Origin of the sequence: Pseudomonas resinovorans NBRC 106553 (genome assembly GCF_000412695.1) — a bacterium.
Taxonomy (GTDB): domain Bacteria; phylum Pseudomonadota; class Gammaproteobacteria; order Pseudomonadales; family Pseudomonadaceae; genus Metapseudomonas; species Metapseudomonas resinovorans_A.
Genome location: NC_021499.1, coordinates 3,304,104 through 3,329,136 on the forward strand (window position 1 = coordinate 3,304,104; position 25,033 = coordinate 3,329,136).

The following is a 25,033-nucleotide window of genomic DNA, read 5'->3' on the forward strand; positions in this document are numbered from 1 at the left end:
CCAAAAGCATTTAAATCTCCTCTCCAACAGCCCTCAACTCGCCTCAGATAAGCCATTAATGCCGCTATTTCAGTGACTTGCAGAACTTTATAAAGAATTATTCAGCATCAGAAATAAACTTGGCACAGTCCCTGCTCAATAACTTTTCAGGTAGTTGGCAACAGGCCCAGGAAGACCACTTCCGGGTACCACGCCAGACACTTTTAATTCCATTGGGAGGGACCATGCATAAACTCAATCCGATTACCCGGGGCATATGGGTTGCCCTGTTACTCACCGGAGCGGCCAGCGGCAGCCAGGCATTCGCCGCGGAGCCGGCCAAGGGGGACCCGGCCGAGCAATTCGACGAGACGCCCACCACGGCACTGAGGACGGTGACCGTCACCGCCCAGCGTCGCGAGCAGACCCTGCAGGAAGTGCCGGCGGCGGTCTCGGTGGTCAAGGGCACCAGCATCACCGCCGACGGCGTTCGCGCCATGGGCGACATCACCACCTTCGTGCCCAACACCTCGGCGAAGAACCCCGATGGCGACGGTCGCCCGCGCTGGTATATCCGCGGCCTGGGCACCGGCGACACCGGCGCGGCCACCGTCTACCCGGTGGGCATCTATGCCGACGACGTCTACCTGAACGCCCCCATCGCTGGCGGCGGCCCGCTGTACGACCTGGAGCGCATCGAAATCCTGCGCGGCCCCCAGGGCACGCTGTACGGCAAGAACACCACCGCCGGCGCCGTGAACGTCATCTCCCGCAAGCCCGACTTCGACACCGACGGCTACGGCACCATCGGCTTCGGCAGCAAGAACGAGCGCATCCTCACCGGCGCCCTCGGCGGCAGCCTGGTGGACGAGCGCCTGGCCGGTCGTCTCGCCCTCTATTCCGAGGAGCGTGACGGCTTCACCCGTAACCTCACCGCCGACCAGACCTACGGCGACGTCAACAAGAAGGCCTTCCGCGCGCAGTTCCTCGCCCAACTGACGCCCGACCTGGAAGCCCTGTGGAAGATCCACGGCCGCGAATTCAAGGGCGACGGCAGCAGCGGCTCGCTCCCGGTCGGCACCTACTACAACGTCAACTACGTGCGCCCCCATGGCCGGAAGATCGAGTTGAACGTCAACGAAGACGCCAAGCTCGACCACGATGGCACCTCGCTGACCCTCAACTGGAACCTGGACGGCTACAAGTTCACCTCCATCACGGCCTACGACTACATCCGCAACCAGTCGCTGGCGGATGCCGACTTCACCCCCTTCGAGGTCAACGGCCGCACCGACACCGACAACGAGTACAACCAGTACTCCCAGGAATTCCGCCTGGCCTCGCCCCAGGAAGACGCGCTGCGCTGGCTGCTGGGCGCCCATTACTTCCACGAAGACCTGGACAGCTCTCAGGTGCGCCAGGTGTTGCCCGGCACCAGCCCCAACGGCACCGGCACCAACCAGGTGGGCACCGTCTTCCGCGACCTCAGCTATGACCACAAGACCGACAGCTACGCGCTGTTCGGCAATGTCACCTACGACTTCACCGAACGCTTCAGCGTGACCGGCGGCCTGCGCTGGACCCAGGAAGAAAAGGACATCGACCTGGACCTGGTGCAGCTGCGCAACGTGGGGGGTGTCCTGGTGCCGGTGCCGGGCGACGACAACAACGGCAACAGCCAGAAGGACAAGACCTGGGACGCCTGGACCTATGACCTGACGCCCGAGTACCGCATCAACGACAACGTGCGGGTGTTCTTCCGCTACGCCCACGGTTTCCGCTCCGGCGGCTTCAACACCGGTCTATCCGGCGGCCTCTCCGGCCTCACCACGGTGGACCCGGAAGAACTGGACGCCTACGAGCTGGGCCTGCGCTCGGAGTGGTACGACGGCCGCCTGACCGCCAACGCCAACGTCTTCTACTACGACTACACCGACATCCAGGTGAACCTGCTGACGGTGAACAACGGGATCCTCACCACCGCCCTCACCAACGGCGCGGCCGGCGAGGTCAAGGGTGCCGAGCTGGAACTGGAAGCCCAGCCCACCGACTTCCTACACCTGCGTGCCGCGCTGTCGCACCTGGACACCGAATACACCGACTTCAAGAACATCAACCCGACCACCGGTGCGGTCACCGGGGACTTCAGCGGCAACCGCTTCGTCCGCTCCCCGGAGCAAGTGGTGGCCCTCGGCGCCGACTACACCATCCCCCTGGATGGTCGCGGCAAGCTGGTGGCCGGTGGCGATGTCAGCTACCGCGGCAAGGAATACTTCCTCGCCGACCGCCAGAGCGAGGACACCCTCAGCCAGCCCCACTACACCCTGGCCAACGCACGCCTGAGCTGGTTCTCCCCGGACGAGAAGCTCAGCGTCACCGGCTTCGTCAACAACCTCACCGATCGTCGCTACCAGGTCCACGGCCGCCCGAACGGCCCAGTCGGCAGCGGCCAGTACGTGATCACCTACGGCGACCCGCGCACCGTTGGCGTGAGCCTGACAAGCCGCTTCTGACCGGCAGGCATGTCCACAGGAAGGGGCCGCATCGCGGCCCCTTTTTCATTCCGGCACTGCTCCCGGATTTCATCCGGGCTACAGCACTTGTAGGTTGGTGCAGAGCGAAGCGAAGCCCAACATGGCGGTGGTGGTCGGAGCTGTTGGGCTTCGCGTAGCTCAGCGGAACGCCGCCCGACCCACCCTACCCATGGCTCATGCGTAGGGTGCGCCGTGCGCACCGGGAAGATCTCCGGTGCGCACAGCGCACCCTACGGAGTTGGGTCAACGCCAAACCCGGACTGCTGCCAGAGCAGCAGCACTCCAGCAGCCCTGCTGCACGCGACTCAGAACCCCCTGCTGAAACCCGCGTATTTACTGGGCCGGCGGCCTTGGTACGGCTCTTGCTCCTGACTACCTACCTAGTGCAACACCATCAGGAATTCGCCATGAGCACTCCCATCAATGTGGTCGCCGTGACCGGCAGCACCTTCCGTCCCTCCCGCACCCTGGTGCTGACCCAGGCCATCGTCGCCGAGCTGGGCAAGCACCTGCCCATCCGCAGCCACCTCATCGAACTGGGCGACATCGCCCGCTCCGTGGGCGGCGCGCTGTCGCGCAAGGAATTGCCGGAGACGGTCGAACACGAGCTGCGCGCCATCGAAACCGCCGACCTGCTGGTGGTGGCCACCCCGGTGTATCGCGGCACCTACCCCGGCCAGTTCAAGCACCTGTTCGACCTGATCGATCTCAACGCCCTGGTCGACACCCCCGTGCTGCTGGCCGCTACCGGTGGCAGCGAGCGCCATGCGCTGGTCCTCGATCACCAGCTGCGTCCGCTGTTCAGTTTCTTCCAGGCGCTGACCCTGCCCATTGGCGTCTATGCCGCCGAGGCCGATTTCGACAACTACCAGATCAGCAGCGAGACCCTGAAGGCCCGCATCGCCCTGGCCGCCGAGCGTGCCGCACCGATCTTCGGCGCCGCTCCTGCCCCGGCCCGCAGGATCGCCTGATCCCATGCCGTCGACAGGAGTTGTCAGGCCATGAGCAACGCCCTCCAAGCCCCATCCCGTGCTGAAGCGCCCTGGTCCGGCGGACAGCGGCAGGCCGAAGTCCGCGACCTCGGCGTCCCGCTGCGCCAGGCGCTGGACCGTGTGGTCTTCCGCAGCCCCGGCGCCCCTCGCGTGCTCGGCCGCCGCGAGGCCCTGCTGCTGGGGGCCTTCGCCCTGGTCCTGCACGGCGCGGTGTTGCACTGGCTGAGCCAGAAGCCCACCCCGCCGCTGCCGGAAGTGCCGCCGCAGATTCCACCCATGACCATCGAGTTCACCGCCCCCGCACCGCCGGTGGTGGAACCACCACCGCCCCAACCCGTGCCGCCGGTGGTGGAGCCGCCCCCGCCCGTGGTGGAGGAACTGGCGGTGAAGCCGCCACCGAAGCCGATACCCAAGCCCAAACCCAAGCCACAGCCACCCAAGCCGGTCCCGAAACCCGCGCCCGAGGCCGTGCAGCCCACACCGGCACCGCCGCAGGCGGCTACGCCTCCGGCGCCCCCGGCACCACCCGCGCCGGCCCCGGTGACACCGCCCTCGGCCAACGCCGGCTACCTGAAGAACCCGGCACCGGACTACCCCAGCTTCGCCCAGCGGCGTGGTTGGGAAGGCACCGTGCTGCTGCGGGTACACGTACTGGCCAGCGGCTTGCCGAGCGAGATCCAGGTGCAGAAATCCAGCCGCCGCGAGTCGCTCGACGAAGCCGCGATCCGCGCGGTCAAGCGCTGGACCTTCGTGCCGGCCAAGCAGGGCGAGGTCGCCCGCGACGGCTGGGTCAGCGTACCCATCGATTTCAAATTGAACTGATTCATCGCCTTTGCGCTTAGAGAGGAATTCACATGGACCTGCTTACCAACCCCTTCGCCTCCATCGAGCACCTGGTGATCTGGCTGCTCATCGGCTTCTCCGTGGTCACCTGGGGCCTGGCCCTGATCAAAGGCATCCAGTTCGCCCGCCTGCGTCACCGCGACCGCCAGTTCCAGAAGCGTTTCTGGAGCGCCACCAGCCTGGATAGCGCCGCCGAACAACTGCAGCAGCACGCCGGCGCTGCCGCCCACGTGGCCCAGGCCGGCTTCGCCGCCATCCAGGTCGCCGGTGGCCAACCCGGCGACCTGAGCCAGGCGATCAATCACCAGGACCGCCTGGAACGTGCCCTGCGCCAACAGATCCAGCGTGAGCGCCGCTCCCTGGAATCGGGCCTGGCGGTGCTCGCCTCCATCGGTTCCACCTCGCCCTTCATCGGCCTGTTCGGCACCGTCTGGGGCATCATGGAAGCGCTCAAGGGCATCAGTGCGGCCGGCTCGGCCAGCCTGGAAACCGTGGCCGGCCCCATCGGCGCGGCGCTGGTCGCCACCGGGGTGGGCATCGCCGTCGCGGTGCCGGCCGTGCTGGTCTACAACTACTTCCTGCGTAGCCTCAAGCTGACCGCCGCCGACCTCGACGACTTCGCCCACGACTTCTACCTGCTGGCGCAGAAGAGCGCCTTCAAGCTGGTGGTCGCCCCCGCCCCAGCACGCGCCTCGGGCGCCGTGAAGGAGGCCTCCTGACATGGCCTTCTCCAACCAGGACAACGACGAAGTCCTCTCCGAAATCAACGTGACCCCGCTGGTGGACGTGATGCTGGTGCTGCTGGTGGTGTTCATCGTCACCGCCCCGCTGCTGACCAACGCCATTCCCATCAACCTGCCGAAGACCGAAGCCGTGGCCCCGCCCGAGCAGAAGGACCCGCTGGTGGTGAGCATCGACGGCGCTGGCAAGCTGTTCATCGGCAAGGACGAGATCCAGCCCGACCTGCTGCAAGGCAACCTGGCGGCCGCCAAGGCCAAGGACCCGGAACTGCGCGTGCAGCTGCAAGCCGACGACCAGGTGGACTACGGCGTGGTGGCACGCGCCATGGCCTCCATCGAGCGGGCGGGGATCACCAAGCTGGCGGTGATCACCGCGCGTTGACCCAGCCTGTCCCGTAGGGTGCGCTGCGCGCACCGGAAATCTTCCCGGTGCGCACGGCGCACCCTACCCGTAGAGCGTTGTGCCGTAGCCCGGATGAAATCCGGGAGCCATGGTTGGGGCTGCCCCGGATTGCATACGGGCTAACGGCTGTCCCGTAGGGTGCGCTGCGCGCACCGGAAATCTTCCCGGTGCGCACGGCGCACCCTACGCATGAGCCATGTAGGTTGGGTCGGGCGGCGTTCCGCTGAGCTACGCGAAGCCCAACGATCCCGACCACCACCGCCATGTTGGGCTTCGCTTCGCTCTGCACCAACCTACGAGTGCTGCTCCATCAGCACCCCGACAGCACGGCGCTGCTGCGCCATCAGCAACACCCCGTCCGAACCACCCGCCAACACCCCTCCAGGCCCCGTCATTGCTGCTCCCGAAGCACTGGCACACAAGCTGCAAAGTCCACCTCGACTTCAGGATCAGGACCTTGCGTATGCCTTCCACTCCACCTTCTGCGACGGGAAAACCATTGCCGTGAACCCGCGCTTTCTCCTCAACTTCATGTTCCTCGCGGCCTTCAGTGGCGCCACCATCGGCATGGCCAAGATCGTCACCACGCTCTACGCGATGGAGATCGGTGCCAACACCATGCAGATCGGCATCATCTCGGCCATGGAATCCCTTGGCATGGTGTTCCTCACCCTGCCCGCCGGTTTCGTCATCGCCCGCTACGGCACCCGTCGGGTGTACTTCCTGGCGAGCCTCGGCCCCATGCTGCTGAACCTGGCCATCCCCTTGTTCGCCAACTGGCTGTGGCTGGCCGCGGCACGGTTGCTGATCGGCTTCTGCATCCCCTTCCGCATCGTCGCGATGAACAGTGCCTTCCTCCAGCAGCTGCGGCACATCGGCCTCGCCAAGGCGGGCTGGTACCGGATGGCGCTGACCGTTGGCATGGGCATCCTCGGGCCAGTGCTGGGCAACTGGCTGAGCGGCACCACCAGCCACGCCCTCGCCTTCGCCCTGATCGGCCTGTGCTTCGGCCTGATGGCGGTGTACAGCCTGGGCTTCTGGGAAGCGGAAAGCGGCCCTAGCCCGGAAGCCGAAACCACGCTGGGCAACGGCAGTTTCCTGGAGCAGGTGAAGACCATGCTGGCCAACCCGGATATCGCCGAGAGCTGCCTGCTGGAAATGCTCGGCAGCTCCACCGGCGCGCTGTTCGGCACCTTCATCCTGCTGCTGGCGATGGACGTGGCCAAGCTGACCCAGAGCCAGGCGGTGAGCCTGCTGATGGTCCAGGGCCTGTCCTCGGTCATCGCCCTGTTCGGCCTGGGCTACCTGGTACAGCGCAGCGGCCGGGGCCTGGCCTACCTGGTGGCGCTGGTCGCCGCCGTGGCCGCCCTGGCGCTGCTGGGGCGCTCGCACCAGTACGGTTTGCTGGCCCTGGGCGCGGTGTTGCTGAGCATCGCCGGCTCCCTGGTGCATCTGGTGAACATGGGCCGACTCAGCGAGCACCGCATGGACAAGAGCAAGATCTCCGGCCTGTTCAACCTGGCCGGCATGCTCGGCGGCTTCGGCGGCGCCATGCTCGGCGGCCTGCTCGGCCAGGCCCTCGGCCTGGACCGTCTGTTCCTCTGCTGGATTCCGCTGGTGCTGCTCGCCGCCCTCGCCTGTTGGCTGCTGGCCCAGCGCCGCAGCCGCGCCTCCCTTTCCCTGCTGAACGAGAATTGAAGATGCATCCAGGATTGAAGAGATTCTCCAGTCGGGCCAGTTGGCTGCTGTCCCCCCTCGCGGTGCTGCTGCTCTGGGCCCTGATGGCCAACGCCGGCCTGTTCCCCCAGCAGTTGCTGGTGCCGCCGCTGCATGTGTTGCAGGCCTTCGAGGAGCTGCTGGCCAGCGGCGAGTTGCAGGAGCACCTGCAAAACAGCCTGTCGCGCCTGGGCCTGGGGTTTTCCCTGGGCGCCGTGGGCGGCCTGCTGTTCGGTGTGCTGATGGCACTGTCGAAGACGGTGACGGCCTATTGCGGGCCGCTCTTCCATACCCTGCGGCAGATTCCCAGCATCGCGCTGATCCCGATGTTCGTGCTGTTCTTCGGCATCGAGGAGACCTTCAAGGTGGTGATAGTCGCCAAGGCCGCGTTTTTCCCGGTGGCCCTGGCCGCCAGTGAAGGCGTCAAGGCGATCCCGCGCAGCTACTTCGAGGTGGCGGACGTCTACCGCCTGCGCTGGCCCACCCTGCTCCGCGAAGTGGCCCTGCCCGCCGCGGCGCCGCCGATTCTCACCGGCCTGCGCATCAGCCTGACCCGCGCCTGGGTGGTGCTGGTGGCTGCCGAACTGCTCGCCGCCGACAGCGGCCTGGGACAGATGATCGAGATGAGTCGGCAGATGCTGCGCATCGATGTGGTGATGGTCGGCGTGGTGATGGCCGGCCTGGTGGGCTTCTCCCTCGATTTTCTGTTCCGCCTGCTCGAACGACACCTGTTCCGCTGGAAAGCCCGCTAGGAGGCGCCATGTCCCTGTCTCTCTCTTCCCTGGGCCGGCTGCGCGGCCTGGTCCTGCCCCTGCTGCTGTTGGGCGGCTGGGAGTTCATGTCGCGCCAGGACGCCTCCGGCGCCTATGCCTTCGTACCGCTGGCGGACATCGGCAAGAGCCTGGTGGCGCTGGTGCTGGGTGGCGAACTGTTCATAAACATGTTCGCCAGCCTGGCACGGACCAGCAGCGGCCTGTTCTTCGGTATCGTCTTCGGCGTCGCCCTGGGGGTACTGATGGCGCTGTCGCGGGTGGCCGACCGGCTGATCGGCCCGCTGCTCCATTCCATCCGCCAGGTGCCCATGCTCGGCTGGATACCGCTGATCGCCATGTGGTTCGGCAATGGCGAGTTCTCCAAGGTGTTCATCGTGTCCCTGGCGGCCTTCTACCCCATGGTGCTGAACACCTACGAAGGCTTCAGCCACATCGACCGGCGCCTGCGTGAGGTGGGCCGGGTGCTGGAGCTCAAGCCCTGGCAGCAGTTCTTCCACGTGCTGCTCCCGGCCGCCCTGCCGAGCATCGCCACCGGCGTGCTGCACGCCCTGGCGTTCGCCTGGGTCACGGCGGTGGGCAGCGAGCTGTTCCTGTCCTCGGGGGCGGGCCTGGGCAACCTGATGATGAATGCCGAAGCCGGCTCGCGCATGGATGTGATCGTCCTCAGCGTGCTTTGCATCGGCCTGCTCGGCTACCTGATGAACCTGCTTTTCACCCGACTGGCCGGCCACGTGCTGCGCTGGCGCAACCTCCGTTGAGGCCTACCATGACTGCCATTCCCAAGCTCGCCCCGGCCATCGCCGAGCAAACCCTGCCCGGTTCCCTGGAGATTCGCGGCCTGTCCAAGTCCTACCAGATCGAAGGCCGGCAACTCCCGGTGCTGCAAAACGTCGACTTGCGGGTGAACCCCGGTGAGTTCGTCAGCATCGTCGGCGCCAGCGGCTGCGGCAAATCCACCCTGCTGCGCCTGATCGTCGGCCTGGAAGCCGAGTACCAGGGCGACATCCTGCTGGACGGCGAACGCATAGTCGCCACCAGCCTGGAGCGCGGCATCGTGTTCCAGGACCACCGCCTGTTCCCCTGGATGACGGTGCAGCAGAACATCGGCCTGGCGTTGAAGAACCACCGGCTGTCGAAGGCGGAAAAGGCTCGACAGGTGGCCGAACACATCGCCCTGGTGAACCTCACCGGTTTCGAGAACGCCTACCCGCACCAGCTCTCCGGCGGCATGGCGCAACGCGCCGCCATCGCCCGGGCGCTGATCACCAAGCCGAAGATCCTGTTGCTGGACGAGCCCCTGGGCGCCCTCGATGCGCTCACCCGCGTGCACCTGCAGCGCGAACTGCAACGTATCTGGGTGCAGCAGCGCAGCACCATGATCATGGTCACCCATGATGTCGAGGAAGCGCTCTACCTGGGCGACCGGGTCATCGTCATGGACTCGCATCCGGGTCGCATCAAGCACGAGGTCAAGGTCGACCTGCCCCACCCGCGCGACCGCGCCGCGCCCCTGCTGCACAGGCTCAAGGAGGAACTGCTGGCGGAGCTGACCGGCCACTGAGGCCTGTGCTTGCGGGGATGACGAGGGCGCCGGCGGATTTATCGTTACGTAACGCTCACTTATTTAGCGTTACGTAACTATAATTGCGCCCTTGCCACCCGCAATGGAGTTCCCAAGATGGTCCGCGCCCCGGACGACCGCCCAGTGGATGCAGATGCCGCGATTATTCGTAACGCATCGCGCGTAACGGAAAAGCTTCCGGTAGAGCAGCACGACACTGAGCTGCCACCGGCCCCTGGTGCCAGGAAACCCCGGGGTCGCCCCGTCACCGGCAAGGCCATGAGCAACGCCGAGCGACAACGGGCCTACCGCGAGCGGCAAAAGGCGCAACGCCACGGAAAGGCCAAACCGCGAGCCGCCAAGGCCGAACGGGAGCGTGACGAGAAGGCCGGCATTCGCCTGCGTGAACTGGAAAGTCAGCTCACGGGACTCCAGGCGCTGTATCAGCTGCGCAGCGACCAGCTGGCGGAGTGGATGGCCGACAACCGCAAGCTCAAGGAGCAGTTGGCGCAACGCCAGGGGCATTCGTCGGAAGTGGCCATCTGGTGGGCGGAGATCAAGTTGAAAGGCAGCCGCACCTGGGAGCGCCTGGACAGCCCGATCATGATGGCGCCCATCACGGAACAGGACATGAAGACCTGGATGCGGGACTGGAAAGCCAGCGCCGGCATGAAACGCCGCGCGGCACGGGACGACGGCATGATCTACGAGCCGCAAGACGCCAGATAGCCTTGCGGAAGTCGATGGGGCACCGCGTATCGAGCCCCCTCCTCTTGCCCGTGACTTCCCCCAGGCCGACTAGACTTCATTGCCTACCCATTCCAGCGCGGAGGAACAGCCATGAAGCCGGCCAAGGTCCTGGTTGCCAGCATGCTGCTCAGCATTCTTTCATCGGTGGCCTACCTGGCTGCGGAGGAAGCCTTCAACCCCGTCGAGATGATCGGCGCCTTCGAGGGCACCTACGGGGTCCACCCGGGGCAACGGCGCAACCATATCAAGGGGACCTGCGCGGTCGGGGAGTTCATCGGCACGGCCGACGGCGCCCGATACAGCCGTTCGGCCTTGTTCAGCGGCCAACCCGTTCCGGTGATTGCGCGCTTCTCCCTGGGCGGTGGCAACCCCAACCAATCGGACGCCGCCAAGGGCGTGCAAGGCATGGCCCTGCAATTCAAGTTGCCCGACGGCGGCCTCCAGCACATGACCATGATCAATGTGCCGGTCTTCCTCGCCACCCCCGAAGCCTTCCGCGACCTGCTGCTGGCATCGAAACCCGATCCGGCCACCAAGGCGCCCAACCCCGAAGCGTTCAAGGCCTTCGTGGCCAAGCATCCGGACTTCAATCCGTTCGGCGCGGCGATACAGGGCCGCAATGCGTTCGCCGGCTATGACACCAGCTTCTACAACAGCCTTCACGCCTTCTGGTTCGTCGACAAGAACGACAAGAAGACCCTGGTGCGCTGGCACTTCGAGCCCGTGGATGGGGTGAAGAACCTGACGGACGAGGAAGCCAAGAAGGCGCCGAGCGACTTCCTGGAGCAGGCCTTGATCGCCCGTACCCAGAAGTCCCCGGCAAAATGGGACATGTACATCACCCTCGGCCAGCCGGGCGACGCCGAGACCGATCCGTCCCAGGTCTGGCCGGCGGATCGCGAGCGGGTCAAGGTCGGCACCCTGTCGATCACCCAGGCGATGGCCCAGAAGGACGGTATCTGCGGCCCCATCAACTTCGACCCGGTTGTGGTGGCCGACGGCATCCAGATCACCGACGACCCGGTGCTCAAGGCACGCTCCGCTACCTATGCGATTTCGTTCGGCAAGCGTATGTCCGGGCAGTAGCTCGATCCGCCGACTCAGTTCACCAGCTCGAAGTCAGGCAGCTTGAACGTCTTGTCGTTCATCTCCTGGGTGGGCCCATAAAAACGAATCGCGGGCAAGGGACGCTTGCCCGACGTGGGAATCCAGTTCGACTCCAAGCCCTCTGGCGCCTTTGGCCCGACGTAGAGGGTGACGCCGCCGTCGGCGTTCTTCTTCATCTTGTCCAGGTCATAGGACGACAGCGTGGTTCGGTTCGAATCGCTGTAGATGAAGGACATCGTGGCGCGGTCATACACGGTCAGCGCCCAGAACTGCTTCACCGGCATCTTGGCGGGAATGTCCACCTTGTAGAGCTTGCCGGCCTCCAGCAGTTTTCCGTCCTTGTCGGCCATCGCCATCATGTACTGCGTCGCCGGCGTGGCGCTGAGGGCCTTGGGCATGTAGGTGCACCAGAAGTACTCGGCGGCGCGGTCGATGAGGTCGATGCGCTTGTCGTCGACGAAGGTGAAGGTCTTGTCGGCGTCCGTCATCAGCAGCGAGGCGTAGTGGCGGTCGGGCCAGTACAGCCTGTCCGCGGGGAAGTTGTCGAACCAGTTCTGCAGGAAATACCAGGCGTCGATGGCGGCCTGGCGCATGGCCCGCTTGCTGGTCGCGTCCGGTGCGAAGGGTTTGCCGTGCTCGATGCCCAATGACGACAGCATGCCCATCATCACCTTGTCCTGCGGTTTCACCGGCTCGACGCTGACGATGGCATGCAGGTCTTCGAAGTAGCGTTCGTCATACAGCGGCAGTGTCGGATAACGCTCCTTGAGCGGATCGACGAAACGCTGCTTCGGCGGATTGGCCGCATCGGCCAGGTAGTACATGTGCAGCTTCTGCGCGTATTGGTAAGCGTCCGCCACGCTCTTGCCCGGGGCGGGCACCGAGCGGAAGGCCAGGGCGATGCGGTAGTTCGGCGAAGGAATGTGGATGTACCCTTCGGGAATCTTGCCGTCATAGCCGGGAGGCGTGAACAGCAGCTTGCCGCCCTTGCCCTTGTCTACGCCCGAGGGGCCGACGTCGGCAATGGTCAGTTGCCAGGCATCGACCACCTGGCCGTAGACGCTGCCCTCCGCGCTCGCAACGGGAACTTCCAGGACAACCGGGCCTTTGCGCAAATCGGTAAAGGCAGAGATGTACGGCGTAGTGCTGTTGGCCGTGATGGCTTCCAGCTTCGGCGTGGCGGTCGAGGAGTAGGCGATGATGTCATTGTCCTTGAGACCGAGATCCTGCTCGCCGGCCCGCCGGAAGCTGTAGATGGCCGTCGCGGGAATACCCCAGAGCACCGCCTCGAACGCTCGCTGGTACTTGAGCTGATAGTCGAAATCACTGACCGAAGCCTTGGCGCCGGCAGCCGGCTGCCCACCTTGCGGGTCGGTCTGGGCATAAGCACAGGCCACCGCCGTCAGCAGCCCCATTCCAAACACCAGCGACGTGCAATGTTTCATATTCAGCCCCCATGCCTTGTGCGCTGCGGGCTGGTCGCGGAGTCGCGACCGCCTTTGGTCCGAATCAGGAAGAAGTCGGTTCACTTCGTTCAACTGCGACAGTTTCTGCTTGCCGGAAAGCATCGCCTCCGAAGGCTGGTGCAAACGCGGGATGACCCGGAACCCGCCAGCGGGCGGCGGCAGCCAGCTCGCCGCGCGCTCGCCCAGGGCCTGCGAAGACTCTAGGTGGGCGGTACTAGAGCGTCAAACAACGTAGGCGCCGTCAGGAAAGCGCGCTTGGAATGGATCAGGTGAAGGCTCGAATCCCCGCTTCAGAGCGGATGGAGCCCGGCTGCCCATAGCCTCCAGTCTGCCTTGCGACATATCCGACGCCACCTAGACTCCAAGCGTCATCGGTTGCGGCGCGCCATCAATGCACTTCACGGGGCTACGTCAGCCTATTGGACCGCGCATTGCACCGCGAACGATCAACTGGGCGGCGAAGGTAACGGCTCGCCCGGCTTCCTGGAGGTAACCAATGGCGATCTCTGCTTCCCGGCGATGGGCACTCACCGTTTCGGCGCCACTTGTGGGGCCGCTCCTGCTACCAGCAGCCCACGCCGACGACGCCGCGGAGCTGGCCAAGAAAGCGCAGAACCCGATTGCGGCGATGTACAGCCTGCCAGTGCAGTACAACTGGGACCAGAAGATGGGCCCAACCGGTGATGGCATGCGCAGCCTCACCAATATCCAACCGGTGCTGCCCTTCACGTTGAACGACGACTGGAACCTCATCTCACGCACCATTCTCCCCGTCATCCACCAGCACGGTCTGGCACCGAATGGCGCGGCGGATAAATCCGGGGTTGGCGATATCACACAGAGTTTCTTCTTCTCACCGAAGAATCCCACGGAAAGCGGCTGGATACTCGGTGCAGGTCCGGTACTGCTGATCCCTACCGGCAGCGATGAGCTGCTCAGCGGTGAGCAGTGGGGTCTCGGGCCCACCGCCGTTGCGCTGAAGCAAGAAAATGGCTGGACGCACGGCATGTTGGCCAACCACATCTGGGGCCTGGAAGGCAGCCCGGCGGACGACAAGGAGAAGGTCAACCAGACCTTCTTGCAGCCCTTCTGGTCGTACACCACGGGTACGCTCACCACGTTCGGCGTGAACAGCGAATCGACCTACAACTGGCAGTCCCGCGAGTGGTCTGTGCCGGTCAACCTGACCGTTACCCAGTTGCTGAAGCTCGGGGGCCAGCCTCTCACCTTGCAAGCCGGCCCCCGTTACTGGGTCGACAGCACGAGAGATGGTCCGCAGGGCTGGGGCTTCCGTGCGGCCATCACCTTCCTGTTTCCACGTTGACCCCTGGCTGGCCCCCGACAAGGGCACTGTGATCGATGCCCCTTGATCAGCGGATTGGCCCGAGGGGGTTCCGTGGGGTGGTTGTGCGAGCCGATGGTCACGTGAGCCGAACGCGGCAATAACCGGGAGGGTTGCGGCCGGGCGGCCGCAACCCCCTGCGTCACACCCGTGGTTCGTGGAAGAACTCGACGATGGCGGGCAGCACCTGCTCGGGCGCCTCCAGGGTCGGGCTGTGGCCGATCTTGCTGAGCCGGATCAGTCGGGAGTTCGGCAGTTCCCGCTTCATCTCGTCGGACCAGGCCGGCGGCCGCGGCATGTCTTCCTCGCCGTTGATGATCAGCACCGGGATATGGATCGACGACAGCAGCTCGACGGAGCTTTCGCGATGCATGACGCCCTTCATGGCCGGGCGCAGCGCTTTGGGCAGTGCCTCGATCCGGTCACGCCAGTAAGCCACCAGCTCCTGTTTCTCGGGGTTGTTGCGGGTGGTCTTGCCGAACATGACTTCCATGGTCATCTCGAGGATGTCGCCGACGAACCCTCGATCGCCGGCATCCACGACCCACTGGGCGAAGCGCGCGCCCTGCTCCGGCGGCTCGCCGCAGGCCGAGGAGCCCGCGACCACCAGGGAGCGGAAGCGCTCCTGGCGCCGCGAGATGAGTCTGAACGCAACGTCGCCGCCCATGGACTGGGCCATGACGTTGATCCCGTCGAGTTGCAGGGCGTCGATCAGCGCTTCCATGTCGTCGGCGCACTTGTCCATGGTGATGATGTCGACGTTGTCCAAGGCGCTCTTGCCCTGCCCCCGGAAGTCGGGGCGCACCACCCGGAACTTGCCGGCTGCGGCCTGGACCACGCCGTCGAACATGGAGCCGTCGAGGAAGCAGGAATGAAGGCAGAGCACGACGGGCAGATCGGTTTCACCGGTGTCCTCGACCCAAAGGGTCGTGCCGTTGACCTGAATGTTCTTACCTTGTGCAGTGGAAGCTTGCAGCATGATGTATCTCCTGGCGTTGGACATCCCCACGAGGGAATTTCTTATGGATTGCCGGTTTACAGCGTTGGATTGACTGGCGATTTCAGCTCGCCATGTTGCACGAGGCCCTGGTCACCAGAGCCTTGTCGTGTTTGAGGAACCACCCGGTGGTTTCGCGGGTGAAGAAGATGGTGGCCAGCGCGGCGACCAGCATCAGCCCGGACATGAAGTACAGCGCGTAGTGGTAACCCGCGGCCTGTTCGAAACCACCGCCGGCGCCAATGAACATGCCGATCACGAAGGGGCCGAAGCCGCCGGCGTAGATCCCCACGTTGACGATCGAGCCGGCGATTCCGGCGGTGCCCGGCTTGGCCGAGTCGAATGCCATGGCATAGAGCAGCGTGTAGGGCGCGTTCATCGCGCAGCCTGCGAACAGCTGCACGAAGATCAGCCAGCCCAGGCTCAGCGACGAGAACTGGAAGAGGTACATGCCCAGCGCCAGCCAGGCGAACACGATGACCAGGCAGAACTTGCGGCCCACGCGGTCGGAAACCCAGCCCCAGACGATCTGCCCGATACCACCGGTGATGGTGAACAGCACGGAATAGGCCGCGGCTTCGGCGAAGTTGTAGTTCGCCACGAATGCCAGGTACTGGGGCAACCAGAAACTGATCCCGAAGTAGCCGACGATGGCGAGCATCGAGATGAGCGCGATGATGCTGATGTTCGGATTGCGCAGCGCGGACCGCAGCGCGCCTTGGGGCGCCACCACGACCGTTTCGGCGGTACCGGAGGCCGGCAGCGTTTCACCGGTGTCGCGTACGTGGGCGATGAACGACTCGTAGCGCTTCGGGGTGCAGTACCACCAGTAGATCGTGAAGATGATGATCATCGGCACCGGGAACAGCAGGAAGGCCAGGCGCCAGTTCTCCGGGCCGTAGGCATTGAGCAGCGCGCTGATGGCCAGGCCGCCGATCAGGGTGCCCCAGGGGTAGCCGGTGTGGTGCAGGCCCAGGGCGAAGCCGCGCCGCTCGCGGGACCACCACTCGGACAACGACGTGACTTCGATGGCCTCGCCGGCACCGCCAAAGGCGTGGGAAATCACCTGCAGGGCCACGAGGACACCCAGCGAGGCGGTGAGGAAGTTCAACCCGGTCAGGAAGGTGAACAGGGTGTAGGCGATGACGATCGGCAGGTGCCGATACTTGCGCATCCAGCCCTGCCCGCCCTTGTCGGCCCACATCATGCAGGGCACGGCGATCAACGAGGTGGCGATGGTGATGAGCGCGGCAAGGAAACCGGTCATTTCAGCACTGGTCTTGAACTCGCTGGTGATCGAGGGCAGGACCATGAAGAACATCTGCCGTGAGTTCGCATCCATGGCGTAGATCAGCCAGAGCAGGATCATTGCTCCCCACGATGCGGCTCCAGCTCCTTTGGAAACTCCGCTGAGCGACGGAATGACAGCAGCATTATCTTGGGCGAGTCCCATGGATATTCTCCCGCTAGGTTTTATTTTTATTGTTCCCCGACAGTGCAGACTTACCCTGTCGGATTCGCAGGTGACTCCGTATCAACAAGCGTGTTGGATGCCACCGTTGAAGGATTTAAATCCCTGCTGGATTCAATTGAAATAGCTGCAAAATCACAGCAGCTTTGAATTTTCTTCACAGGTGGAAAGCGCGCCAAAACGTGCCTGAAAGGCCGTCTCCGCGTATCTGGAGTGCGCGATGGTTAAGGCACATCGCGGCGGTGCGCGCGGCGCACCCTACCTATCGGCGTCATCCTGCAGGCTCCGCTTATGGAATCGCCAAGTTCAAATAAAAGGGGCGAACGAAAGCATCCCGCCTGTGCGCAACAGGCGGGATGGTTTTATCAGGAGGGAATTATCAAGTTCGCCGAACGCGAACTTCAGTACATCAGCGGATATATTCGAAGAATATTCATCAGGCAACTTTCCAGGGATGCTGCCGCCACTTCTCCTGGAAGAATTCGATGAATACCCGAATACGCGGACTGAGGTGTTTTCTATCGGAGTACAACAAGTAGATCGGTTCGATGATTCCCGACTTGTAGGCCTCCAGCACGGGCACCAGGGTGCCCGCCTTCACATCCGGCCCGATATGGAAATCGGCCAGCTTGACGATGCCGGCTCCCGCCAGGGCCAGGTCCCGCAGCAGGTCGCCCTGGGTGAAGGAGGCGCTGGGCGTCACGGGCACCGAAACGCCCTCGCCGTCCTGCACGAACGACCACTTGCTCCACGGGCTGACGAAGCTGAAGTTGAAGCAACGGTGCTCCAGGAGATCGGCCGGCACAGCCGGCACACCCTTCTCGGCGAGGTAGGCCGGGGATGCGCAGACCAGCCACTCGCACTCCCCTATTCGCTTGGCCACCCGTGATGAACTGGGCAGCACCCCGCTGTGAATGGCGATATCCAGGCCCTGCTCGAAATGATCCACGAACTGCGCGCCCAACTGGATTTCCACATCCAGCGCCGGATACAGATCCAGGAATTCCGGCAGCCAGGGCACGATCTGGTGTTTGGCGAAGGTGGTCATGGTATGGATGCGGAGCGTGCCGCCGACCCGCGCGGGCAATGCCTCGGCCACCGAATCGGCCTCGTTCATGGCCTCGACCACGGCCTTGGCGCTCAGCAGGTAGGCGGCCCCTTCCTCGGTCAGGGTCAGGACCCGTGAGCCCCGCTGGAAGAGTCGCACCCGCAGCCGGTTCTCCAGCCGCGTAATCAGCTTGCTGACCGCCGATGGGGTGAGGTTGTGGACCCGTGCGGCGGCCGAGAAGCTGCCGCACTCGTTGGCCCAGATGAACGCGAGCATTTGTGAGTAATTATCCATCGCCGAACCTCGCGCACTGACAACCATTAAAAAACGCGCCGAAGCGCGTTCTTTGACCCTCCAGGCTAGCGGATGAACTGCTCGATGTAGTCGTCCGGCAAACCCAGGGACTTGTAGTGGGCACGGGCATTTTCGAGCTTGGTGAAAACATCCTCGTAGCCAACGGCGACCCCCTGCGGATCGACGTAAGTGTAGCCACCCTGGACGTGGAACCAGGTGACCATCTCTTCCACATCCTCGGGCACGTAGAGGGTGTGGGTCTCGCCCGGCGGCTCGTAGGCGAAGGAGCCTTCCTCGGCCACCCAGTCGTGCTCCAGGTAGTACCAGCGCCCCTTGAGCACGATCGCGTGGACGCCACCGGTGTGCCGGTGACGGGACAGCACGCCGGACTGCCGTACCCGCAACAGGTTGATGTAGTAGCCGCCGCTGGTGTTGAGCAGGAGCGGCTTGAACGACACCGATTTGGTGACCGGAACCCAGAGTTCATCATCTTCCAGCCATTGGCTCATGACACCGGGAAGAACCAGGTCCGGGGTCATGAAGGGCACCTGCGGCAGCTGGTACGGGATCGCTAGTTCATCGGGTTTGGCGGGAGCAGTCATCGTCAGGCCTCTCGGTTTTCACACATGCAGAACGCGGTGTTTGCGCCCTGGCGTCGGATGCTCGAAAGCCTATGGGAGCGCCTGCGTGATGAGAATCGCCAGGCCATCAAACCAGCTGTGACGCCTGGGCACAGGCCCGGCAAGGCTCCTGCGCAACGGCTGCCGTAGTGGCCCAGGCGATGGGCGGTGGCTTGCGTCGTGCCTACCGCTGCGTACGCGCCCCATGGGGCGTAGAATCCTGCTCCGAAGCCCTTGCGCAGTACCTTTGCAGGAGCCCCCATGATCACTGGCAACCACAGGGCCGAACCATGATCCCCGAACGCCTCAACGCCGACCTCTCGCAGCCGGCGATCATGCACGCCTCCACCCTGCCCTGGCTGGCCAGCCCGCTCGCCGGCGTGGACCGGCGCCCCCTGTATCGCCTGGGTGGCGAGCAGGCGCGGGCCACCTCCCTGGTGCGCTATGCCCCCGGCAGCCACTTCAGCGCCCATATGCATTCGGCAGGCGAAGAGTTCCTGGTGCTGGAGGGTGTCTTCGAGGACGAACATGGCAGCTACCCGGTGGGCAGCTACGTGCGCAATCCGCCCGGCAGCAGTCACACGCCCGCGTCGAACGCGGGCTGCGTGATCTTCGTTCGGCTGCGGCAGTTTCACCCCGAGGATCGCCTGCAGTCCGTGACGCCCCTGCATGACCACGGCCATCAGCTGCTGTTCGAGAGCGAACATGAGCGGGTCTGGGTGGAAGACATTCAACCCGCCTCGCCGGTATGGCGGGACAACCCGCGCGGCCTGGAACTGCTGGTGCTCGAAGGCGGCCTCGCCGGCAAGGATTTCCAGCTCGGGCCACTGAGCTGGATGCGCCTGCCGGCCGGCACGGCCCTCGATGCCCAGGCAGGCGCGCAAGGTGCGCGCCTGTGGTTCAAGGATGCGTCTCCAGGCCTGGGCCTCTGACATTGCCGAGCCAGGCCCGGCGCACAATCAGGACTTGCCGGCGGCCTTGCCGGGGTAGTTGAGTACGAACTGCACGTGGGCTTTGACTCCGGTGGCCAAGGTAGCGTCATCCACCTGGAAGTAGGGGCTGTGGTTGTTCGCCACCTTGCTCATGTCTTCTCCCTCGGGTGTCGCACCGAGGAACACGAACAGGCCCGGCACCTTTTCCGCATACAGGGAGAAATCCTCGCTGGGTGACAGGGAGGACGTCAGGCGCTCGACCTTGCCGGGGGCGGCCAACTCCAGCGCGGGCACCATGGCTTCGGTCAGCGCCACGTTGTTGACCGTTACCGGCGCGAACTGCACCAGCTCGAGCTTGGCCTTGGTCTCGTAGGCGCTGGCAATGCCTTCCACCAGGTTCGGCATCTTCGTCAGGATGGTGTCGCGGATCTCCGGGCTGTTGGTGCGTATGGTGCCGGACAGGCTGACGGTCTCCGGGATGATGTTGGTGGCGGTGCCGCCATTGATGGTGCCGACGCTGATCACCCCCATGCCCTTGGTGAGGTCGATTCGCCGACTGACCAGGGTCTGCAGGCCATCGATGATCTTCTCGCTGGCGACGATGGGGTCCGCCCCGGACCAGGGTGCCGAGCCATGGGTCTGCACGCCCGTGACGGTGATGCGGAAGTCGTCGGCGCTGTTCAGCGCGGCGCCCGGTTTGTAGTAGAGGTGCCCGGTGGGTTGGCCGGCCATGACATGGACACCGAACACCGCCTCGACCTTCGGCGAATCCAGGGCGCCGTCGCGGATCATCGCCTTGGCGCCGATCACGCTGTGGGTGTCGAAGTCGTCCACGTCGGCGGCCCCTTCCTCCGCCGGCTGGAAGAGGAAGACCACGGTGCCGGCGACCTGATCGCGATGCTCGGAAAGGACCCTGGCCGCACCCAGCAGCATGGCGGTGTGGGTGTCATGGCCGCAGGCGTGCATCACCGGTACGGTCTTGCCCATGCGCACGCCCTGCGCCTTGCTGGCGAACGGCAGGCCGGTCATTTCCTTCACGGGCAGAGCGTCCATGTCCGCTCGCAGCGCGACCACGGGGCCCGGCTTGCCGCCCTTGAGCACACCCACTACGCCGGTCTTGCCGACGCCCGTACGCACGTCCAGGCCCAGGCTCTTGAGGTGCTTGGCGACCAGCGCCGAGGTCTTCACCTCCATGTTCCCGAGCTCGGGGTTCTGGTGGATGGTGTGACGCAGGTCGATCACTTGCGGGTTGACCGAAGCCACCGCCGCGTCCACCCAACTGGTGTCGGCGGCCTGGCACATGGCAGAGGAAACGGCGCCCATGAGCGCAAGGGAAAGTGGGACATGCATTTTCATGAAAAGTCTTCCGATGAGGGTTTGTTCTTGTTAGAGCGCCTTGCCGACCAAAGACAAAGCAAATGATTCACGAGCACTCAGCAAATAATGTGAGAACGTCGCATATCTATATTTTCATGTTGTACAACGGACTTCTGCAGCGTACTACCAAAGCGCCACCAGCACTAAGCCGGGGTCGAAACATGCTGTTCCAGTCAACAGCCCGATGGCAACAGTAGTTGTTCGATAAACGCCCGATTCATGGCTTTTCTCGAGAACTTCACCGGGCTCGATAGAACAACTAAGGGCATTCCTCAAACTACTACCGGGTAGTCTTTAAATTCATTTGTTGGGAGCACTTTAGTTGTGACACCGTTTTTCAGCCATAAATCTGCAATTGCGTGTCATAACTACAAGAGAGGATGCAATGCGCCCCAGTTTCCAACGCAAGCTCACCGCCTGGCAGGCCACTGCGCTGTGTGCCGCCCTGCTGGCTCCAACCCTTGCCAGCGCCGGCGAGGTCACCATCCGCCGGGACTCGTTCGGCACGGCCCATGTCTACGCCGACGAGGTCCATGGGCTGTTCTATGGGTATGGCTACGCCATTGCCCAGGACCGTCTCTATCAATTGGAAATGTCCCGGCGCAGCACCCAAGGAAGCGTGGCCGAAGTACTGGGACAGGAGTACCTGAAGTTCGATATCGGCATTCGCCAGAACTACTCGCCGAAAAGTATTCGCCTGCAACTGGCGAAGTTGCCGAAGACCGATCTCGACATACTCGATGGCTACGCCGCAGGCATCAACGGCTGGATTGACGAGATACACCGCAATCCCGCTCAACTGATGCCTAAACAGTTCATCGACAATGGCTTCGAACCGGAGAAGTGGACCGCCTTCGATGTCGCCATGGTGTTCATCGGTTCGATGATCAATCGCTTCGGCGACTACAACACCGAACTCGACAACCAGCAGTTGCAGGATGGCCTGATCGCCAAGAACGGCGAGCATGACGGCAAGGCCCTGTTCAACCTGCTGCTGTCGGTGGACAACCCCAACGCACCTACCACCGTGCCCAAGGGCGAATGGAACCCCGCATTGCGCGCGGGGGCCTATGTGCCGGCGAAGGCGGCCCAGGCAGCCAGGCCGGCAGCCGCCTCGACCCAGGCGCTCGCCAGCAGCGAGCCGTTCCAGTTGCAGGACGCACCGAAGGAGCGGGCCTTCAGCAACATCATCGTGCTCGGCGCGAAGAAGACCGCCGACGCCCGGGCCATCCTGCTCAACGGACCGCAGTTCGGCTTCTACCAGCCCGCCTACACCTACTCCATCGGCCTGCATGGCGCCGGCTATGACGCCGTGGGCAACAGCCCGTTCGGCTACCCCATGGTGGAGTTCGGCTACAACCGCGACATCAGCTGGGGCAGCACCTGGGGCGCCGGCGACAACGTGGACCTCTATCGCCTGCAGCTCAACCCGCAGAACCCGAGGGAGTATCTGTTCCAGGGCCGCTACCGCCCGTTCGAGACCCGCACCGAGACCATCGCGGTCAAGGCCGGCAAGCCCGAGCGAGTCACCCTGTACCGGAGCGTCCAGGGCGCCGTGGTGGACTATCGCCCGGAACAGGGTGTCGCCTATGCCAAGCGCCGTGGCTGGGAGGGCGAAGAGGTGGCCACGCTGATGGCCTGGAACAAGGTCGGCAAGGCCCGGGACCATGAGCAATGGGCCGCCCAGGTCAGCCAATCGGCGATCAACGTCAACTGGTACTACGCCGACCAGCGCGGCAACATCGGCTACGCCCTCGGCGGGCGCTACCCGGTACGCGTGCAGGGCCATGACCACCGCTTGCCGGTGCCCGGCAACGGCGACTACGAATGGCAGGGTTTCATGCCCTTCGCCAGCAACCCGCAGGTCTACAACCCGTCCACCGGCTATATCGCCAACTGGAACAATCGCCCGGCCGAAGGTTTCCCCAGCCCGGATGAATGGTGGTACTCGTGGAACGACGCGGACCGCGTCAAGGCACTGTTCAGCCGCCTCGAGGCCCGCGAACGCTTTACCCCGCAGCAGGCCTGGGACCTGATGATGGATGCCGCCTTCGAGGACCCCAACGCGCGCTTCTTCGTGCCGCGCCTGGTCAAGGTCGCCTCGGCCAGCGACGACCCACGCCTGCGTGAAGCGGCGGACATTCTCGCCCACTGGAACTACCAGGACCGTGACAACGACGCCGACCAGCGTTACGACAGCCCCGCCACGCCTATCTTCCGTGCCTGGCTGAAGCAGATGCTGGCGCTGTCCCAGGGGGATGCCCTGCCTGCACAGCAAGCGCCCTGGTTCCTCGAAACCGGTTACCTGGACGCCGGCGCCAGCACGCCGGGCAGCCAGAACATCGAGGTGGGGACCAAGGTGGTGCACCAGGCCATGCAGGCCCGCGAGTCCGGCAAGACGGGATCGTTCGACCTGTTCCGCGGCAAGGATGTCGACGCCCTGATGCTGCAGGCGCTGCGCCAGGGGCTGGATGACCTGGGCAAGACGCAAGGTGCCGACATGCAGGCCTGGCGTAGCGGCGTGGCGCATATCACCTACGCAGCGAAGAACTTCCTCGGCGTGCCCCAGGCCGAGAACAGTGAAGAAATGCGCATCAAGCTGGCCATGAACCGTGGCACCGAGAACAACCTGACGGTGTTCACCGCCAAGGGTGTCGAAGGTTACGAGGTGGTGGCGCCCGGACAGTCCGGCTTCATCGCCCCGGACGGTGCCCGCTCGAAGCATTTCGACGACCAGCTGAAGCTCTACGGCGATCTCGACAAGAAGCGCACCTGGCTGCAGCAGGCCGACGTCGAAGCCAACAGCACCGAGACCATCAGACTCAGCTACTGAGTCTCCCCTTCCCCACGCCAATCCTCGCGACCCGCCCTTTCCTGGGCGGGCCGCCAGGTTGCGCGCGGTCGCCAGCCGCCCCCACGGGACTGGCAGGCGCCCGTGCGCCAGCACAACGATAACGTCAGGAAAACAACAACAATGACACTGCACCACCGCATCTGCCTTGCCCTGGGCCTGTGCTGCTCGCTGCCGAGCCTTGGCCACGCCCTCGACCTCTACCAGGACGATCGCTTCGACCTGCGGATGAAGCTGCGCCTGGAAGCCGTCTACGGCGACGCCACCAATCAGTGGGACAGCGGCACCTCGCGGTTCGGACTCAAGGGCCGGGCCAAGCTGGATGAAGACTGGAGCCTGTTCGGCGAAAGCGAATGGGGCTACCGCATGGACCTGGGCGCCGATCGCCATGAAGGCGACGACATCGACCGTCGCCTGGGCTACGCGGGCATCAGCCACAGCCGCTTCGGCAGCCTCGCCGTGGGCCAGCAATGGAGCGCCCTGTTCGACGTCGCCTGGTGGACCGACATGGGCTGGCGCTTCGGCAGCGCGGCGTTCGGCGCCTACAACTTCGCCGACTACGGCGTGACCAGCGGCACCGCGCGGGCCAAGGACGCGGTGGTCTACCGCAATGGCTACGGCGACCGCCTGGGCTACGCCCTGCAGGCCCAGCCGAAACGCACCCACAAGGACCTGGGCTACGGCGTCAACGCCTCGCTGGACCAGAGCATGGGCGGCTCCCTGGTGTATGACGCGGCGCCCAACGTGCAGCTGGGCGCGGCCTACTACCAGAACCGCTACACCGACGTGACGCCCGGACACGGCATCGCCGAAGGCGACACCGGCCACCTGTCCCTGCTGGGCGCCAAGTACGAGGACGGCAAGCTGTTCCTGGCCACCAACCTCGCCCACGGCGACAACTGGGAAATCGCCGAGAACGGCCAGTTCTACGACTCCCTGGGTACCCAGGTGTATGGCCACTACCACTTCGACAGTGGCTGGCGGGTGCACCTCAACACCAACTACCTGACCTACCTCGGGCATCGCAGCCAGGGCTACGAGCGCAAGACGGTGATTCCCGGCCTTTCCTACCATTTCATCAAGGACAAGGCCCTGGTCTGGCTGGAGTACCAGTACGACTACGGCAATCACTTCGATGGCGTCGGCTACTCCGGCAACGACGATACCTGGGCCGTTGGCCTGTACTATCAGCTCTGAAACCCAAGGGGGCCGTGCCGGACAGCGCGGCCCCCTGGCT

21 protein-coding genes are annotated in these 25,033 nt (G+C 64.4%); 15 read left to right on the plus strand and 6 right to left on the minus strand.

The window, feature by feature from the left end; all coding sequences use genetic code 11:
* Positions 1 to 224: 224 nt before the first annotated feature.
* The 11 genes from PCA10_RS14910 to PCA10_RS14960 all read left to right on the plus strand — a co-directional run bounded on the left by PCA10_RS14910 (position 225) and on the right by PCA10_RS14960 (position 11,377).
* A complete protein-coding gene (locus PCA10_RS14910) occupies positions 225 to 2,492 on the plus strand; it encodes a TonB-dependent receptor (RefSeq protein ID WP_016492888.1) in 2,268 nt (755 codons plus the stop codon).
* A gap of 428 nt (positions 2,493 to 2,920) precedes the next feature.
* Positions 2,921 to 3,484: an FMN reductase gene (gene msuE, locus PCA10_RS14915; protein ID WP_016492889.1), complete on the plus strand. Its 564-nt coding sequence runs from the start codon at positions 2,921 to 2,923 to the stop codon at positions 3,482 to 3,484.
* Between the two features lie 30 nt (positions 3,485 to 3,514).
* A complete protein-coding gene (locus tag PCA10_RS14920; RefSeq protein WP_016492890.1) occupies positions 3,515 to 4,327 on the plus strand; it encodes an energy transducer TonB in 813 nt (270 codons plus the stop codon).
* 32 nt (positions 4,328 to 4,359) lie between these two features.
* A complete protein-coding gene (locus tag PCA10_RS14925; protein WP_016492891.1) occupies positions 4,360 to 5,067 on the plus strand; it encodes a MotA/TolQ/ExbB proton channel family protein in 708 nt (235 codons plus the stop codon).
* Position 5,068: 1 nt separating this feature from the next.
* The gene (locus PCA10_RS14930) at positions 5,069 to 5,470 is read left to right on the plus strand and encodes an ExbD/TolR family protein (protein ID WP_016492892.1); all 402 of its coding nucleotides are present in this window, start codon (positions 5,069 to 5,071) and stop codon (positions 5,468 to 5,470) included.
* Between the two features lie 525 nt (positions 5,471 to 5,995).
* Positions 5,996 to 7,189, plus strand: a complete 1,194-nt coding sequence (locus PCA10_RS14935; RefSeq protein ID WP_016492894.1) for an MFS transporter — start codon at positions 5,996 to 5,998, stop codon at positions 7,187 to 7,189.
* A 2-nt stretch (positions 7,190 to 7,191) separates the two neighbouring features.
* Positions 7,192 to 7,959, plus strand: a complete 768-nt coding sequence (locus PCA10_RS14940) for an ABC transporter permease (RefSeq protein ID WP_016492895.1) — start codon at positions 7,192 to 7,194, stop codon at positions 7,957 to 7,959.
* Positions 7,960 to 7,967: 8 nt separating this feature from the next.
* Entirely contained in the window at positions 7,968 to 8,738 is a 771-nt protein-coding gene (locus tag PCA10_RS14945; RefSeq protein ID WP_016492896.1) for an ABC transporter permease, read from the plus strand.
* An 8-nt stretch (positions 8,739 to 8,746) separates the two neighbouring features.
* Complete coding sequence (locus PCA10_RS14950) at positions 8,747 to 9,541, plus strand: ABC transporter ATP-binding protein (RefSeq protein WP_016492897.1); 795 nt, start codon at positions 8,747 to 8,749, stop codon at positions 9,539 to 9,541.
* A gap of 279 nt (positions 9,542 to 9,820) precedes the next feature.
* Positions 9,821 to 10,270: a hypothetical protein gene (locus PCA10_RS14955; protein WP_041770284.1), complete on the plus strand. Its 450-nt coding sequence runs from the start codon at positions 9,821 to 9,823 to the stop codon at positions 10,268 to 10,270.
* A 111-nt stretch (positions 10,271 to 10,381) separates the two neighbouring features.
* Positions 10,382 to 11,377 carry a catalase family peroxidase gene (locus PCA10_RS14960; protein ID WP_016492899.1) on the plus strand — a complete coding sequence of 332 codons (996 nt, stop codon included), beginning with the start codon at positions 10,382 to 10,384 and terminating at the stop codon, positions 11,375 to 11,377.
* Between the two features lie 14 nt (positions 11,378 to 11,391).
* On the opposite strand, the gene PCA10_RS14965 is transcribed toward PCA10_RS14960, so the two are convergent.
* A complete protein-coding gene (locus tag PCA10_RS14965; RefSeq protein ID WP_231866590.1) occupies positions 11,392 to 12,966 on the minus strand; it encodes a DUF1254 domain-containing protein in 1,575 nt (524 codons plus the stop codon).
* A gap of 394 nt (positions 12,967 to 13,360) precedes the next feature.
* On the opposite strand from PCA10_RS14965, the gene PCA10_RS14970 reads away from it, so the two are divergent.
* A complete protein-coding gene (locus PCA10_RS14970; protein WP_016492901.1) occupies positions 13,361 to 14,188 on the plus strand; it encodes a hypothetical protein in 828 nt (275 codons plus the stop codon).
* A 160-nt stretch (positions 14,189 to 14,348) separates the two neighbouring features.
* Here the strand turns inward: PCA10_RS14970 and PCA10_RS14975 are convergent, their stop codons facing one another.
* The 4 genes from PCA10_RS14975 to PCA10_RS14990 all read right to left on the minus strand — a co-directional run bounded on the left by PCA10_RS14975 (position 14,349) and on the right by PCA10_RS14990 (position 18,618).
* Positions 14,349 to 15,185, minus strand: a complete 837-nt coding sequence (locus tag PCA10_RS14975; protein WP_016492902.1) for an alpha/beta fold hydrolase — start codon at positions 15,183 to 15,185, stop codon at positions 14,349 to 14,351.
* Positions 15,186 to 15,267: 82 nt separating this feature from the next.
* On the minus strand, positions 15,268 to 16,572 hold the full coding sequence (locus PCA10_RS14980) for an MFS transporter (RefSeq protein WP_016492903.1): 1,305 nt from the start codon (positions 16,570 to 16,572) through the stop codon (positions 15,268 to 15,270).
* Between the two features lie 538 nt (positions 16,573 to 17,110).
* Complete coding sequence (locus tag PCA10_RS14985) at positions 17,111 to 18,016, minus strand: LysR family transcriptional regulator (RefSeq protein WP_016492904.1); 906 nt, start codon at positions 18,014 to 18,016, stop codon at positions 17,111 to 17,113.
* Between the two features lie 65 nt (positions 18,017 to 18,081).
* Positions 18,082 to 18,618, minus strand: a complete 537-nt coding sequence (locus PCA10_RS14990; RefSeq protein WP_016492905.1) for a 2,4'-dihydroxyacetophenone dioxygenase family protein — start codon at positions 18,616 to 18,618, stop codon at positions 18,082 to 18,084.
* Between the two features lie 308 nt (positions 18,619 to 18,926).
* On the opposite strand from PCA10_RS14990, the gene PCA10_RS14995 reads away from it, so the two are divergent.
* Entirely contained in the window at positions 18,927 to 19,568 is a 642-nt protein-coding gene (locus PCA10_RS14995; protein WP_016492906.1) for a cupin domain-containing protein, read from the plus strand.
* 27 nt (positions 19,569 to 19,595) lie between these two features.
* On the opposite strand, the gene PCA10_RS15000 is transcribed toward PCA10_RS14995, so the two are convergent.
* Positions 19,596 to 20,924: an amidohydrolase gene (locus PCA10_RS15000; RefSeq protein ID WP_016492907.1), complete on the minus strand. Its 1,329-nt coding sequence runs from the start codon at positions 20,922 to 20,924 to the stop codon at positions 19,596 to 19,598.
* A gap of 406 nt (positions 20,925 to 21,330) precedes the next feature.
* Here PCA10_RS15000 and PCA10_RS15005 point away from each other — a divergent pair, with 406 nt between their 5' ends.
* Together PCA10_RS15005 and PCA10_RS15010 are read left to right on the plus strand one after the other, a co-directional pair.
* Positions 21,331 to 23,778, plus strand: coding sequence for a penicillin acylase family protein (locus PCA10_RS15005; protein WP_016492908.1), 2,448 nt, complete (start codon positions 21,331 to 21,333; stop codon positions 23,776 to 23,778).
* Between the two features lie 141 nt (positions 23,779 to 23,919).
* Positions 23,920 to 24,993, plus strand: a complete 1,074-nt coding sequence (locus tag PCA10_RS15010) for a porin (RefSeq protein WP_016492909.1) — start codon at positions 23,920 to 23,922, stop codon at positions 24,991 to 24,993.
* Positions 24,994 to 25,033: the final 40 nt, after the last annotated feature.

What these genes read in the sequence shown, in the direction of transcription:
- PCA10_RS14975 (WP_016492902.1), bottom strand. Translation starts at nt 15,185, where the DNA reads ATGCTGCAAGCTTCCACTGCACAAGGTAAGAACATTCAGGTCAACGGC.
- PCA10_RS14925 (WP_016492891.1), top strand. Translation starts at nt 4,360, where the DNA reads ATGGACCTGCTTACCAACCCCTTCGCCTCCATCGAGCACCTGGTGATC.
- msuE (WP_016492889.1), top strand. Translation starts at nt 2,921, where the DNA reads ATGAGCACTCCCATCAATGTGGTCGCCGTGACCGGCAGCACCTTCCGT.
- PCA10_RS14960 (WP_016492899.1), top strand. Translation starts at nt 10,382, where the DNA reads ATGAAGCCGGCCAAGGTCCTGGTTGCCAGCATGCTGCTCAGCATTCTT.
- PCA10_RS14965 (WP_231866590.1), bottom strand. Translation starts at nt 12,966, where the DNA reads ATGCTTTCCGGCAAGCAGAAACTGTCGCAGTTGAACGAAGTGAACCGA.
- PCA10_RS14940 (WP_016492895.1), top strand. Translation starts at nt 7,192, where the DNA reads ATGCATCCAGGATTGAAGAGATTCTCCAGTCGGGCCAGTTGGCTGCTG.
- PCA10_RS14990 (WP_016492905.1), bottom strand. Translation starts at nt 18,618, where the DNA reads ATGACTGCTCCCGCCAAACCCGATGAACTAGCGATCCCGTACCAGCTG.
- PCA10_RS14980 (WP_016492903.1), bottom strand. Translation starts at nt 16,572, where the DNA reads ATGATCCTGCTCTGGCTGATCTACGCCATGGATGCGAACTCACGGCAG.
- PCA10_RS14970 (WP_016492901.1), top strand. Translation starts at nt 13,361, where the DNA reads ATGGCGATCTCTGCTTCCCGGCGATGGGCACTCACCGTTTCGGCGCCA.
- PCA10_RS14955 (WP_041770284.1), top strand. Translation starts at nt 9,821, where the DNA reads ATGAGCAACGCCGAGCGACAACGGGCCTACCGCGAGCGGCAAAAGGCG.
- PCA10_RS14930 (WP_016492892.1), top strand. Translation starts at nt 5,069, where the DNA reads ATGGCCTTCTCCAACCAGGACAACGACGAAGTCCTCTCCGAAATCAAC.
- PCA10_RS15010 (WP_016492909.1), top strand. Translation starts at nt 23,920, where the DNA reads ATGACACTGCACCACCGCATCTGCCTTGCCCTGGGCCTGTGCTGCTCG.
- PCA10_RS15000 (WP_016492907.1), bottom strand. Translation starts at nt 20,924, where the DNA reads ATGAAAATGCATGTCCCACTTTCCCTTGCGCTCATGGGCGCCGTTTCC.
- PCA10_RS14950 (WP_016492897.1), top strand. Translation starts at nt 8,747, where the DNA reads ATGACTGCCATTCCCAAGCTCGCCCCGGCCATCGCCGAGCAAACCCTG.
- PCA10_RS14910 (WP_016492888.1), top strand. Translation starts at nt 225, where the DNA reads ATGCATAAACTCAATCCGATTACCCGGGGCATATGGGTTGCCCTGTTA.
- PCA10_RS14920 (WP_016492890.1), top strand. Translation starts at nt 3,515, where the DNA reads ATGAGCAACGCCCTCCAAGCCCCATCCCGTGCTGAAGCGCCCTGGTCC.
- PCA10_RS14995 (WP_016492906.1), top strand. Translation starts at nt 18,927, where the DNA reads ATGATCCCCGAACGCCTCAACGCCGACCTCTCGCAGCCGGCGATCATG.
- PCA10_RS14945 (WP_016492896.1), top strand. Translation starts at nt 7,968, where the DNA reads ATGTCCCTGTCTCTCTCTTCCCTGGGCCGGCTGCGCGGCCTGGTCCTG.
- PCA10_RS15005 (WP_016492908.1), top strand. Translation starts at nt 21,331, where the DNA reads ATGCGCCCCAGTTTCCAACGCAAGCTCACCGCCTGGCAGGCCACTGCG.
- PCA10_RS14985 (WP_016492904.1), bottom strand. Translation starts at nt 18,016, where the DNA reads ATGGATAATTACTCACAAATGCTCGCGTTCATCTGGGCCAACGAGTGC.